Annotated in this window: 12 protein-coding genes; 5 read left to right on the forward strand and 7 right to left on the reverse strand. The window is 69.4% G+C overall.

The window, feature by feature from the left end; genetic code table 11:
- Nucleotides 1-8: 8 nt before the first annotated feature.
- From OG885_RS24400 to OG885_RS24415, 4 genes are all read right to left on the reverse strand, one after another.
- On the reverse strand, nucleotides 9-1,568 hold the full coding sequence (locus tag OG885_RS24400) for an SCO6880 family protein (protein WP_399962551.1): 1,560 nt from the start codon (nucleotides 1,566-1,568) through the stop codon (nucleotides 9-11).
- A complete protein-coding gene (locus OG885_RS24405) occupies nucleotides 1,565-2,902 on the reverse strand; it encodes a hypothetical protein (protein ID WP_405734968.1) in 1,338 nt (445 codons plus the stop codon). The genes OG885_RS24400 and OG885_RS24405 overlap by 4 nt, the downstream gene beginning before the upstream one ends.
- Nucleotides 2,892-3,707 (reverse strand): hypothetical protein, encoded by an 816-nt coding sequence (locus tag OG885_RS24410; protein ID WP_405734970.1) that lies wholly within the window; start codon nucleotides 3,705-3,707, stop codon nucleotides 2,892-2,894. Before OG885_RS24410 ends, OG885_RS24405 begins: the two co-directional genes overlap by 11 nt.
- Before the next feature lie 180 nt (nucleotides 3,708-3,887).
- Nucleotides 3,888-4,196, reverse strand: coding sequence for a hypothetical protein (locus tag OG885_RS24415; RefSeq protein ID WP_003991275.1), 309 nt, complete (start codon nucleotides 4,194-4,196; stop codon nucleotides 3,888-3,890).
- 300 nt (nucleotides 4,197-4,496) lie between these two features.
- Here OG885_RS24415 and OG885_RS24420 point away from each other — a divergent pair, with 300 nt between their 5' ends.
- Nucleotides 4,497-5,738 (forward strand): HNH endonuclease signature motif containing protein, encoded by a 1,242-nt coding sequence (locus OG885_RS24420; protein ID WP_405734972.1) that lies wholly within the window; start codon nucleotides 4,497-4,499, stop codon nucleotides 5,736-5,738.
- Here OG885_RS24420 and OG885_RS24425 read toward each other — a convergent pair.
- The 3 genes from OG885_RS24425 to OG885_RS24435 all read right to left on the reverse strand — a co-directional run bounded on the left by OG885_RS24425 (nucleotide 5,735) and on the right by OG885_RS24435 (nucleotide 8,329).
- Nucleotides 5,735-6,022 carry a hypothetical protein gene (locus OG885_RS24425; protein ID WP_405734974.1) on the reverse strand — a complete coding sequence of 96 codons (288 nt, stop codon included), beginning with the start codon at nucleotides 6,020-6,022 and terminating at the stop codon, nucleotides 5,735-5,737. The genes OG885_RS24420 and OG885_RS24425 overlap by 4 nt on opposite strands.
- Before the next feature lie 110 nt (nucleotides 6,023-6,132).
- On the reverse strand, nucleotides 6,133-7,461 hold the full coding sequence (locus tag OG885_RS24430; protein WP_405734976.1) for a peptidase S8: 1,329 nt from the start codon (nucleotides 7,459-7,461) through the stop codon (nucleotides 6,133-6,135).
- A 265-nt stretch (nucleotides 7,462-7,726) separates the two neighbouring features.
- Nucleotides 7,727-8,329 (reverse strand): TetR/AcrR family transcriptional regulator, encoded by a 603-nt coding sequence (locus OG885_RS24435; RefSeq protein ID WP_405734978.1) that lies wholly within the window; start codon nucleotides 8,327-8,329, stop codon nucleotides 7,727-7,729.
- A gap of 71 nt (nucleotides 8,330-8,400) precedes the next feature.
- Here OG885_RS24435 and OG885_RS24440 point away from each other — a divergent pair, with 71 nt between their 5' ends.
- From OG885_RS24440 to OG885_RS24455, 4 genes are all read left to right on the forward strand, one after another.
- Nucleotides 8,401-9,315, forward strand: coding sequence for an oxidoreductase (locus OG885_RS24440; protein ID WP_405734980.1), 915 nt, complete (start codon nucleotides 8,401-8,403; stop codon nucleotides 9,313-9,315).
- A 288-nt stretch (nucleotides 9,316-9,603) separates the two neighbouring features.
- Nucleotides 9,604-10,308, forward strand: coding sequence for a trypsin-like serine peptidase (locus OG885_RS24445; protein WP_405734982.1), 705 nt, complete (start codon nucleotides 9,604-9,606; stop codon nucleotides 10,306-10,308).
- Between the two features lie 181 nt (nucleotides 10,309-10,489).
- On the forward strand, nucleotides 10,490-11,497 hold the full coding sequence (locus OG885_RS24450; protein WP_405734984.1) for an NlpC/P60 family protein: 1,008 nt from the start codon (nucleotides 10,490-10,492) through the stop codon (nucleotides 11,495-11,497).
- A gap of 182 nt (nucleotides 11,498-11,679) precedes the next feature.
- Nucleotides 11,680-12,387 carry a phosphatase PAP2 family protein gene (locus tag OG885_RS24455; protein ID WP_405734986.1) on the forward strand — a complete coding sequence of 236 codons (708 nt, stop codon included), beginning with the start codon at nucleotides 11,680-11,682 and terminating at the stop codon, nucleotides 12,385-12,387.
- The last annotated feature ends 3 nt before the right edge of the window (nucleotides 12,388-12,390 follow it).

Genomic DNA, 12,390 nt, shown 5'->3' on the forward strand with positions numbered 1-12,390 from the left:
CTCAGCCCCTACCTTCGGATTCCGGTGGCGAACGGGAGTGTGTTCACGAAGGCGCGGTGGTGCTCGCGGTCGCACCACTCCAGCTTCAGGTACGACTTTCCGGCCGAGGCCCGGATGGTCCGCTTGTCGCGGGCCAGCGCCTCGGGGTTGCGGGAGGAGACGGTGATGTAGCCGACCAGGTTGACGCCGGCCGCGCCGCTCGCGAGGTCCTCGCCGCGCTGGTCGAGTCGGTTGTGGGAGGCGACGTCACGGGGGTCGACGGTCCGGTTCATCTTGGCGGCGCGGGACGCCTCCGCCTCGTCGTTCGTCTTCTCCGTCAGCATGCGTTCGATGGCGACCTCGGTGGGTTCGAGGTCCATCGTCACGGCGACCGTGCGGATGACGTCCGGGGTGTGGACCAGGAGGGGCGCCAGGAAGTTCACGCCCACCGGGGTCATCGGCCACTCCTTCACCCAGGCCGTGGCGTGGCACCAGGGCGCGCGGGTGGAGGACTCGCGGGTCTTCGCCTGGAGGAACGTGGGCTCCATGGCGTCGAGTTCGGCCGGCCAGGCGTTGCGCCTGGTCATCGCCTGGATGTGGTCGATGGGGTGGTCCGGGTCGTACATGGAGTGGATGAGCGAGGCGAGGCGGCCCTGGCCCAGTGGCTGGCGTACGCGGATGTCCGCCTCCTGGAGGCGGGAGCAGATGTCCGTCAGCTCGCGTGCCATGACCACCGCCAGGCCCGCGTCGCGGTCCAGCTTGCGGCCCGACTGGGGGCGCGCCGCGCGGGCCATCGCGTGGGCCTCGGCGGAGAGTTCGCGGGTGTAGTGCATACAGGCGACCAGATACGCGCGGTGCTGCTCGCTGCTGGTGGAGACCATGGACTGCAACTGGTCGTACGACTGCATGAGCCAGCCCGGCGCCTTCTCGTCGCCGCGGACGGCCACGTCCTTGGCGTGGGCGTCGGGGTCGGCGGGGAGGGTGCGGGCGAGCATCTGGAGGCGGGTGACGAAGCCGTCGCCGTTGGCCACGTGCTTGAGGAGGGTGCCGAACCGGTCGACCAGCGCCTCCTGGTCCTCGGAGTCGCGCAGACCGACGCCGGGGCCCTCGATCTCGATCGCGGCCGTCACCGTCCTGCGGTCGGCGTGGAGCAGTACGGCGATCTCGTCGGGGCCGAAGGGGGCGGCCAGCCAGCTGATGCGGCCGATGCCAGGGGGCGGGCCGATCTCGACCTCACGGCCGTCGGTGCGGGTGCCGGCCTCCATGACGCCCGAGCGGTAGACGGTCCCCTGCTTGAGGGTCCGCTTGTAGCTGCGGTTGATCTCGAACCACTTGTAGAACGTGCGGTGCTTGTACGGCACGTAGACCGCCGCGAGCGCGAGCAGCGGGAAGCCCATCAGCAGCACGATGCGCAGGGACAGTACCGGGACGATGAGCCCGCACATCATGCCGAGGAACGCGCCGCCGATGATGAGCGCGATCTCGCCGGTCTCACGATTTCTGCCGACGATCGCGTTCGGCCGGGCGCGGCCGATCAGATATGTACGGCGGGGCGTGACCGGATGGGACACGTGGGACTCGGTCGTCAACGCCCTTCACCTCCCGTGCGGTTGTTACTGCTGTTGCGGGTGTTGCTGGCATGGGGTGTGTTCACCGGGCTGCTCGAGCGGGGCGAGGGGGCGGCGGAGGGGACAGATCCGCCGCCACCGTTCGAGCCGCGCGTGCTGTGGGCGGCGACGCCGCCGGAGGCCGGGTTGGAGGGGCGGGCGCCGCCGCCGGAGGCTTGTCCGCCGCCGTTGTTGTCGGCGCGGGTGCTGTGGGTCTTGATGCCCTGGGCGACGAGGGTGGCGGGGCTGCTGATGACGGCCGCGGCCTTCCCTTCCGCGCCCTGCATGATGCGGTTGTTGCGGGAGCCGGCGATCTCGTCGCCGAAGCCGGGGACGAAGCGGTAGATCATCGCCGACGCGAAGATGGCGAGCAGGATGATGGCGAGGCCGGAGACGACGGCGGAGAACGCGTCGGGGCCGTCGTCGGTGGAGAGCGCGCCGGCGAGGCCGAGGACGATGACGATCACCGGTTTGACGAGGATGACGGCGATCATGATGCCGGCCCAGCGGCGGACGTGGCCCCAGAGGTTCTTGTCGACGAGGCCGGCGTAGACGACGGTGCCGAGGAGGGCGCCGACGTAGAGCAGGGCGGCCCTGATGACGAGCTCCAGCCACAGCACGCCCGCGGCGAGGATGCTGACGAGGGAGACGACGATCAGCATGATCGGGCCGCCGCCGATGTCCTCGCCCTTGTTGAGGGCGCCGGAGAAGGTGCCGAAGAACGTGTCCGTCTGGTCGCCGGTCGACTTCGCGAGGACCTCGGTGATGCCGTCGGTCGCCGATACGACGGTGTAGAGGATCAGCGGGGTGAAGGCCGAGGCCAGGACGGTGAGCCAGAGGAACCCGATCGCTTCGCTGATGGCGGTGGTGAGGGGGACGCCTCGCACCGCGCGCTTGGCGACGGCGAGCAGCCACAGCAGCAGGGTCAGGACGGTCGACGCCGCGAAGACGACCGCGTACTGCTGGAGGAACTTGGGGTTCGTGAAGTCGACGTTCGCGGTGTCCTTCACGGCGTCACTGAGCTTGTCGACGGTCCAGGAGGCGGCGTCGGCACAGCCCTTGGCGAGGGAGGAGAGGGGGTCGAGGGAGGAGGTGGGGTCGAGGGTGGTGGATCCGCCGGAGCCGGTGCCCTGGCCTTTTTCGCAGTAGTCCTTGGCGGGGCCGCGGATGAGGTCGCAAGGGTTGTTGCTCGACGTGGGCGACGGAGTGGGCGAGGGTGTGGGTGCGGCGACGGCACGGCCGGCCATGAGCACAGCGGCGGCCTGGACAGCGGTGACGGCACCGGTGACCTTGAGGATGCGGTGGTTAGCGCGCATACGTGAAACCTCCGTACTCCTCGATGGCCTTCGTCATGTCGTCGGCAGTGGAGGCCGTCTGGTCGCGCCCGACGGGGACGGGGCCGTCCTTCTGCTGGAAGTCGGTGACCTTCCAGTCGTTGCCGATCCACTTCAGCTGGTAGGTGGTGGTGTACCAGGACTCGGACACCGGGTTGGTCGAGCCGTTGCCGGACAGACCGAAGAGTGACGTGTACCAGACCTCGACCGTAGCCGTGCTCGCATTGGCCGAGGTGGCCTTGGTGCCGACTGGGATGATGCGGGACACGAAAGTCTGGCCGCTCGGTGCGCTGCCATCTTTGTTGAGGCCGATGTTGGTCAGGAACTGCTCGCTCGAGTAGGCCTTGTCCAGATCCGACTGCCGAGCACTGGCGACATCGGGGGCGTAGACAGCGTTGACGATGGCGTGCCGTCTGTCCGCGTTGAACATCTCGGCAGACCCCAGCGCCACGGAGTAGTTGGCTGCTGCGCTCTGCGCACCTTGGGAGTCATGCGCGAACCCCGACTTCACCGGCGTCTTCCCGGTCGCCGCCGTAGGCGAGGTTGCCGGTTTGTCGGTGCTGCCGGTTTTCGTGGAGGCGTCGTCTCCCCCTCGGTTCGCGAAGGCGATCGCGGCGATGAGGACCACCACCACGCCGACGACCGTGACGAGGCTTCGGGACGACGAGCGGCCGCCTCTGCGCGTCCCGCCGTACCCGTCGCCGCCACCGCTGTCGGGCAGGCGCGTGCGGGTCTGGCCCGTGCCCCCGTAACCGCCGGAGGTCTCGCGTTCGTCCCCGAGGCTCATGCCGCGTACGCCCCCTCGACGTCGTGCGGAAACTCGTAGGCATACGACGGTAGCCGTGCTGGTTCCCGCGCGGGCGCGGTGTGGTGACTGGACATCAGGGAAACGCAACCTCAGCCGGTGGGCACGACGGGCGGGTGGGGTGTTGGGGACGAGGTGAAGGGCCGGGCGTGCCCGGAGGGGCTAGACCGCCATGCCGTACACGATGGTGAACAGCGTGCCGAGCGAGCCGATGATGAAGACTCCGGTGAGGCCGGCGATGATGAGGCCCTTGCCCTGCTCGGCGCTGAAGGTGTCGCGGAGCGCGGTCGCACCGATGCGCTGCTTCGCGGCGCCCCAGATGGCGATGCCGAGGCAGAGCAGGATGGCCACCGCCATCACGACCTCGATCATCACCTTCGCCTCGTTGCCCAGGCTGCCGAAGGGGCCCCAGTCCGGAGCGATCCCGCCGATGATGGTGTTGATGTCTCCCTTGTCGGCCGCAAAGAGCATGTAAGTCACCGCCCCTGGTGGGTAGTTCCGCTTCCCCTGCGGGTGCGCAGAGGTCAGGCATCATTGTCGCCGACAAATCCGCCGTCGTATGTCGACTTGGCGTCATTGATTGGCGGGTTTCGTACGAATGCTTGTCTGGTACTCGTCCGATTACTCTGTGTATCACGGCAGGTCACGCCGGGCAATGAGGCCTGAGCGGAACCTGTCGTGTGGTTCCGTCGTTAGCCCCTCTTACGAGCTGGTGCGCTTGTGGCACCCATGTTCTGCGGGTGAAGGCTATCTCCCCCTACTGTTCCGGGCATGGCGCTGAGTGACATAACCCGCTCCGAGGTGGCGAAGGCGATCGAGGAGTGCGATCGGCTGGGACGTGATCTCTTCCTTCAGCGGTACGGCTTTCGGCCTGCCCGTCGTTACCTGCTTTCGCACGAGGGCAGGCAGTACGACTCCAAGGCCGTCGTCGGCGCCGCACACGGCTTTCTGCCGGGGCGGGAGCCGCTGGCGGCGAAGGACTTCTCGGGCGGCGCCGAGCATGCGGTGAGGCTGCTGAAGAGCCTCGGCTACAGCATGGAGGAGGGCGGCGGGCGGCAGGCCGCGCCGGAGTTGGCGCAAAATGCCGCATCCGCCGCGCTCGCTGATGCCACGTCAGCCGCTGTCGCCTCAGCCGGCCTCGTCGACGCCGTCGGCCGGTTGAAGGTGAACCGCTCCTCCGGGCGCCCGGCCCTGTATCAGCCGATCACGCTGCTGTGGGCCATCGGACGCGCCCGGCGTGGCGAGAGCCGTCTGGTGTCCTGGCGCGAGACGGAAGCAGCCGTCGGCTCTCTTCTGGAACGGTACGGGGCCCGGGGCGAGCGGCCGCGTCCGGACTATCCCGTCGCGGCGCTGTACCGCGCCGGGCTCTGGGAACTGCGGGGGCATGAAGGCGCGGTGCCGAGCGCTCACGGTGACGTGGGGCTGCGGAACTGGTTCGCGGACCGGCAACCCCTCGGCGGGCTCCCCGAGTCGGTTCATGAGCTGCTCCGGCGCTCCGGTGAGACCCGCCTCTGTGTGATCGAGGAGTTGTTGTCCAGGTTCTTCGAGGACCTCGACCCCGGTCCGCTCCTCACCGAACTCGGGCTGTACGACGACCAGGTGGCCGACGACGGGCCCGAGCCGTGGCTCCTTGACGCGGCTCGCTACGAGCGGCTGTGCCGGAACGCCGAGCGGCAGGATGACCGGAACGGCGGTCGGCGGGTCGCCCGCGTCATCCGCGACCCCCTGCGCTCGGCGTGGGCTCGCAAGGCGGTGCTGAGCCGCAGTGGGGGTCGGTGTGAGAACCCGGGCTGTGCCGGGCAGCCCGATGACGTGACCGATGCGAGGAATCCGATACTCGAGGTCGATCACGTCGTGGATCTCGCCCTCGGCGGACGTGATCATCCGAGTCAGATGGTGGCCCTCTGCCCGAACTGTCATGCCGTCAAGACCCGTGGGCGCAGCCGTGAGGCGCTTCGCGCGGTCCTGCTGCGGGTGGCCGCGGAGCGGCATGACGCGGCGCGTGATCGCTAGCGCGTCGTGCACTTGGGGTAGGTGGCTCCCTCGGCGCAGGAGTCGTATGCGCTGCTGCTGACGTCGACTTCTTCCTCGTCTCCGCTCTTCGTACGGACCGTCAGTTCGTACTCGGTGTGGCAGCTGCGGGTCTTCTTGCCGTTCTTCCGCTTCGTCTTGCACTCGTTGTCCGTGTCCTTGCCGACGACGGTGCCGGTGACGGGCTTCGAGTCGCTGCCGCAGGCTGTCAGCAGCGGTGCGGCGAGTACGGCGACGGTGGCAAGGGCTGCGAGTGTGCGCTTCATGTGAGCTCCCCCGTGGGTATCGGCCATGACGGACGAACGGGCCGCGGCTCGTCGCCACAGCCCGTCCCTCAGTATCCGTACCGGTGTCGGTACGGCGATACCGGTACCGCTCAGCCGGTGAAGGCGGTCACTCCCGCCGGGGTGCCCCAGCCGGTCGGGCCGTCGTAGCCCGACCTGGCGGTGCAGTAGTAGCTCGTGGTGCAGGTGCCGTTGTTGCCGGACGTGACGTCGTTGAGGGCTGAGGTGCCTGCCGCCGCGTAGGGGTAGGACGCGGGGTAGTCGCTGCTGCCGGGCGTGCCCGCGAGGGCGTACACCGACGCGATGATGGGGGCCGAGGCGCTGGTGCCGCCGTAGGTGTTCCAGCCGGTGCCGTCGGAGCCGTAGGAGTCGTAGACGGAGACGCCCGTGGCGGGGTCGGCGACGGCCGAGACGTCGGCGATCATGCGCTTGGTGCAGGTCGTGTCGGTCTGCCAGGTCGGCTTCGCGTCGTACGAGGCGCAGCCGGAGCCGGTGCCCTCGGTGCTGCTGGTGTTCCAGACGGACTCCGTCCAACCGCGGCTGGTGGAGGAGGTGGAGAGCTTGGTGCCGCCGACCGCCGTCACGTACTTGGACGCGGCCGGGTACTCGGCGCCGTAGCCCTCGTCGCCGGCACTGACCGTGATGGCTACGCCGGGGTGGTTGAAGTACGAGGAGTCGTACGAGGTGTCACTCGACGACTCGCTGCCGCCGTAGGAGTTCGATACGAACTTCGCGCCGAGCTTCACCGCCTCGTTCACGGCCGTGCCCAGGTTGGCCATGCTCGACGACTTCGCCTCCACGAGGAGGATGTTGGCGTTCGGGGCGATCGCCGAGACCATGTCGAGGTCGAGGGAGATCTCGCCGGCCCAGCCGCTGTCGGTGGTGGGCAGGGAGGTCGTGGAGCCGGTCTGGCTGACCTTCTTGAAGCAGCCGTTGGCCGTCGTGCAGGCCGGGAGGCCGTAGTACGAGCGGTAAGTGGCCAGGTCAGCGGCGGCGTTGGGGTCGTCGTACGCGTCGACGATCGCGATGGTCTCGCCGGAGCCGTTCGAGGCGGACGCGGACGTCAGGCCGTAGGCGGACTGGAGGTCGCTCGGGCCGTAGCCGGTGGGAGTGGCGGAAGTGGCCTTCGGCTTGAGGGACTTGGGGGTCGCGCCCTTCAGCGCGGCCTGCTTCTCCATGTACGCCGTGGTGCCCGCGGTGACGCGGAGCGCGTTGCAGGCGGCGTAGCCCTTCTTGGGGGTCGCTGCGCATGAACTCTCGTACCGCACATGCGCCTTGGCGACCTGGGCGGCGACGGCCGAGGGGCTTGCCTTGTGGGGGGTGGTGTCCGCGTGGGCCTGGGCGGCGGTGCCGAGGCCGGCGAGGAGGAGGGCGGTGGTGGCCGCGGCGGCGGAGCCCGCCTTGCGCCATCTGCCGGACATATGGGGGGTGTTGGGCGTACGCAACGTACAGCCTCCTGTAAGTGGGGTTGCAGAGGCCTGCGGTGGGGGACCACCGGTGTGGTTCCCGGTGGGGGCGGCGACCCGCGTAGACCATCCCCTTGTTGAGTACGTGACAACAAGACGCGTTGCGGAACTCTGACTTCCGCATGACTCAGGGGCGTGGGGGCTTACTGATCAATGGCGGCCCGATGGCCGTGTGTTGGCTGTGCCTTGACTGTGCGCACAGCACACGCACAACAAGTGGCTATCGGGGCAACAGGCCGTGCAGCAGGAGATGTACGAGGGTGTCGACCGCGTCGACGGCCGCCTGGGCGTCGGTGTGGCCGTTGGCCGCGAAGGTGGCGATGCCGTGCAGCGCGGCGCCCACGGTGAGGGTGAGCATGGCCGGGTCGCCCTCGATGATCTCGCCGCGCTCCTGGGCCGCCGCGACGATCGCCGCCAGGGATCCCACCGTGCGCTCGGCCGCCGCGGCCATCTGCTCGGAGGCGTCCGGGTCGTGCTTGAGGGAGTACATGAGCTCGATCAGCGCTGCGTTGTCGGTGGCGAACCGCAGATAGGCCCGGGTGAGCACGGTGAGGCGGGGCTGGAGCGGGAGCGTGGCGTCGTCGGCGGTGGTGAGGGCCTGGAGGAGGCGGTCGTAGCCGTCGAGCGCCAGGGCGTCGAGGAGGGCCTGCTTGTCCTTGAAGTGCCGGCCGGGGGCGGCGTGACTGACCCCGATGTCCCGGGCCAGCTCGCGCAGTGACAGCGCGGCGGCGCCCTTGTCGCGCAGGGTGCGTTCGGCGGCGGTGAGCAGCGCTGAGCGCAGGTCTCCGTGGTGGTAGGGGCGGCTCATGGACATGGGCATCATCGTATCCGCATGTTGGCGCCGTCATCATTGTTGTCATTGACAGCATTGTTGGCAACGCCTACATTGAGGTCATGGCTGAGAAGCAGAACGCATGGAACCTGACCCACCTCCCTGACCTCGCGGGCCGGACGGCCGTCGTCACGGGAGCCAACAGCGGCCTCGGGCTCCGTACCGCGGAAGGGCTGGCCCGGGCGGGCGCGCACGTCGTGTTCGCCGTACGGGACGTGGAGCGCGGGCGGGCCGCGGCGGCGAGCGTGAACGGCAGCACCGAGGTGCGGCGGCTCGACCTCGCGGACCTCTCCTCCGTGCGGGAGTTCGCCGACGGCTGGGAAGGCCGGCCGCTGAGCCTGCTGATCAACAACGCGGGCGTGATGATGCTGCCCGAGCAGCGGACGCGGGACGGCTTCGAGATGCAGTTCGGCACCAACCACCTGGGGCACTTCGCGCTGACGAACCTGCTCCTGCCGTATGTCACGGACCGGGTGGTCACGGTGGCGTCGAGCGCGCATCGGCTCGGTGACCAGAAGATCCACTTCGATGATGTGAACCTGACCTCGCACTACAGCCCCACCCGCGCCTACGCCCAGTCCAAGCTGGCGAACCTGTTGTTCCTGCTGGAACTCCAGCGGCGCCTGACGGAAGCGGGTTCCTCCGTCCGCGCCACCGCCGCCCACCCCGGCTGGGCCGCCACGAACCTCCAGAGCCACCACGCCAGTGCGCTGATGCGGCTGGGGATGGCGATCGGCAACAGGCTGATGGCCCAGGACGACCGGGCGGGTGCCCTGCCCACGCTGTTCGCGGCGACCGAGGACATCCCCGGCGCGAGCTATGCCGGCCCGGACGGGCTGGGTGAGTGGCGGGGCGCGCCGACGCTGGTGAGCCGCTCCCGCGCGGCGAGCGACACGGTGGCCGCGCGGCGGCTGTGGGTGGTGTCGGAGGAGATGACGGGGGTGCGGTTCCCGCTGGAGGCGGCTGTACGGGGCTAGGCCGTCTCCGGCGGATCATGCCGCAGACGCGGGGTCTGGCACGCCGGCCTGCGGCGTTGTCGTCGGTTGACGACTCCCATCGCCCCCGCTCACCGGCGTCAATGCAGTGCCGCCGCTTTCCTGCGACCTGATCCGCCGGACAGGCCCCAGCGCGCGGGTCAGCGCCCTCCTGCGGCACGGGCCTCGGGGTAGCGGCTGACGCCTGGGGCCAGCGGCCTCCCGGGGCACGGTCCCGGGGTCGGAGCGGTCCTGATGCTGCTCTCACCTTTGTCGGTCACAGTGGTTCTGATGAAGCACATGCCCCTCTGTGTCGCCCTTGTGCTGCTCGCCGTCACCTCCGCCTCCGAGGCGGCCGCCGACGACGGGCCGGGCCCCTTTGGAGTCACCGTCGTCGCGGCAGCGGGTGTGGAGACGGTGAGAGTCGGGGCGTTGTTCACGGGCGGTGAGCATTTCTGCACGGCGTCCGTGGTGCACAGCGCGCGCCGGAATCTCCTCGTGACCGCCGCCCACTGTCTCGACGGCGACGAGGACGACCTCGTGTTCGTGCCGGGCTACCGGAACGGCGCGGCGCCGTACGGGAGATGGCGGGTCACCGGGCGCGTCCTGCCCGACGGGTGGGACGAGGACAGTGACGTGGCCTTCGCGACGGTCGCCGAGCGGCAGGGCCGGGACATCGAGGACGTCGTCGGCGGGAACCGCTTCACCCCCGGCACCGCCACCGGCGCCACCGCCGTGAGCGTCACCGGGTACCCCAACTCCCGTGAGGTGCCCGTCCGCTGCACCGACAAGCCGGTCGCGCACAGCCGTACGCAACAGCGCATCGACTGCCCCGACTTCAGCGGCGGGACGAGCGGCAGCCCGTGGGTGAACGGGGACGGGCAGGTCGTCGGGGTGCTGGGTGGGCACGAGGAGGGCGGGGCCACGGACGACATCTCGTACAGCGTCGTTCTGGGGCACGAGGCCGCGGCGTTGTACCGCCGGGCGGCCGACTGACCGATGGGGTGTCTCGCGCGGTCGCCCGGCAGATGGCTCGTCACCGTCAAGGAGCGGTAAGGCCTACGACGCCGTCCGCGTCGGCGGCGGCCCGACGGGTTGTGAGTCGGTCGGTTGCCGCGGATTCCTCGGGGGAAGCTCCTAAACTGACCGGGGCGGACTCCCGGTCGGTGAGGGGCGGTTGACGGTGCGTAAGGCGTGGCTCGTGGCGGGTGCCGCTCTCGGGGCGGGGCTGAGCTTCGTGATGCTGCTCGTGGTGGGGGTCTACGTCGCCGCGGGGAACCTGGCCAACGGGGTCGGGGGCGCGACGAAGGCGCTGGCCAAGGGCGCTGTGCCGGCCGCCTATTCGGGGCTGGTCCAGAAGTGGGGCAACCTGTGCACCGCCATCAACCCGGCCCTGCTCGCCGCCCAGCTGTACCAGGAGAGCGGGTTCAACCCGAAGGCGCAGAGCCCGGCGGCCGCGCAGGGGATAGCGCAATTCATCCCGGGGACCTGGGCCACGCACGGCATCGACGGTGACGGGGACGGCGACCGTGACGTATGGGATCCGAATGACGCGATTCCATCGGCCGCGTCCTACGACTGCAAGCTCGCCTCGTACGTGAAGGACGTCCCCGGGGACGCCACGAGGAACATGCTCGCGTCCTACAACGCGGGCGCCTACGCGGTCATCAAGTACGGGGGCGTACCGCCGTACAAGGAGACCCAGAACTACGTGAAGACGATCACGACGCTGGAGGAGAGCTTCGCGGCTCCCGTCACCCGCGTCGACCCGTCCAAGCAGGCCGCCGCCGCGATCACCTACGCGCAGAACAAACTCGGCACGCCCTACCTGTGGGGCGGTGACGGTACTGCTCAGGACGGGGGGCGGTTCGACTGCTCGGGGCTGACGAAGGCCGCCTACGAGAGTGTCGGGGTCACGCTGCCGCGCGTCGCCAACGACCAGTGGAACGCGGGTCCGCATCCGGCCAGGGACGAGCTGCTGCCGGGCGATCTGGTCTTCTTCTCGGACGACCTCACCAACTCCCGCACCATCCGGCATGTGGGGATTTATGTCGGTGGTGGGTACATGATCGACGCCCCGAGAACGGGTGCTGTGATCCGGTTCGACCCGATCGACACCCCTGACTACTTCGGAGCCACCCGCGTCACCGAAGATGGCGCGAAAGCGCTCCCGACGACGGTCTGAACGGGCTGTGAACCTACCCCCTGAGCTGCGGCGACGTGTCTCTCTTCGATAACGTCTGCGTGATCATTCAGTGGAGTGTGGAACGTATTAACGGGGACCGTGCGTTCCTGTTGTCGTAGCCGAACGCACATCGGATCTACATCCACGGGGGCCGAGAACGACGACGAAGGGGCCACAGCACCATGGCTGGACTCGCCGCATCCGGGTCGAACCCCGACGTCGAGCTGCTCTACGACATCAACGGCCTGGCCAAGGACGCACCGCACTGGTTCGACCGGGTCATGGAGTTCGTCGGGGAGTACGGCATCCTGCTCGCCACCGTCCTGCTGGTGCTGTGGTGCTGGCTGTCCGTGCGCCGGCGCGGCGGCGAGGACGCCGCACCGTCCGTGGCCGCCCTCCTGTGGGCACCGCTGGCCGCGGGCGTCGCCGTCCTGATCAACGTGCCGATACGAGGATTCGTGGAGCGGCCGAGGCCGTTCGTCGACCACGACGGCCTGGAGGTCCTGGTCAGCGGCAAGACCGACTACTCGTTCGTGAGTGATCACGCCACGATCACCATGGCACTCGCCGTCGGACTGTTCGTCGCCAACCGGAAGTTCGGCGTCGCCGGCATCCTGCTCGCCCTGCTCGAAGGCTTCTGCCGGGTCTATATGGGCGTCCACTACCCGACCGACGTCCTCGGCGGCCTCGCCCTCGGCACCGCCGTCGCCCTCCTCCTCTCCCCGCTGGCCATGGCCCTGCTCACCCCCCTGACCAAGGCGATCGAGCGATCGCCGCGGGCCGGATGGCTGATCCGGTCGAGGAAGTCCTCGGCGTACGGCGGCCAGGGCGCCGTCGTCCCCGGCGCGCGGAAGGACTCCGGCGCCGAGGAGCGGGACCTCGCGGCCTGACCC

Source organism: Streptomyces sp. NBC_00028 (assembly GCF_045041065.1).
Classification (GTDB): Bacteria; Actinomycetota; Actinomycetes; order Streptomycetales; family Streptomycetaceae; genus Streptomyces.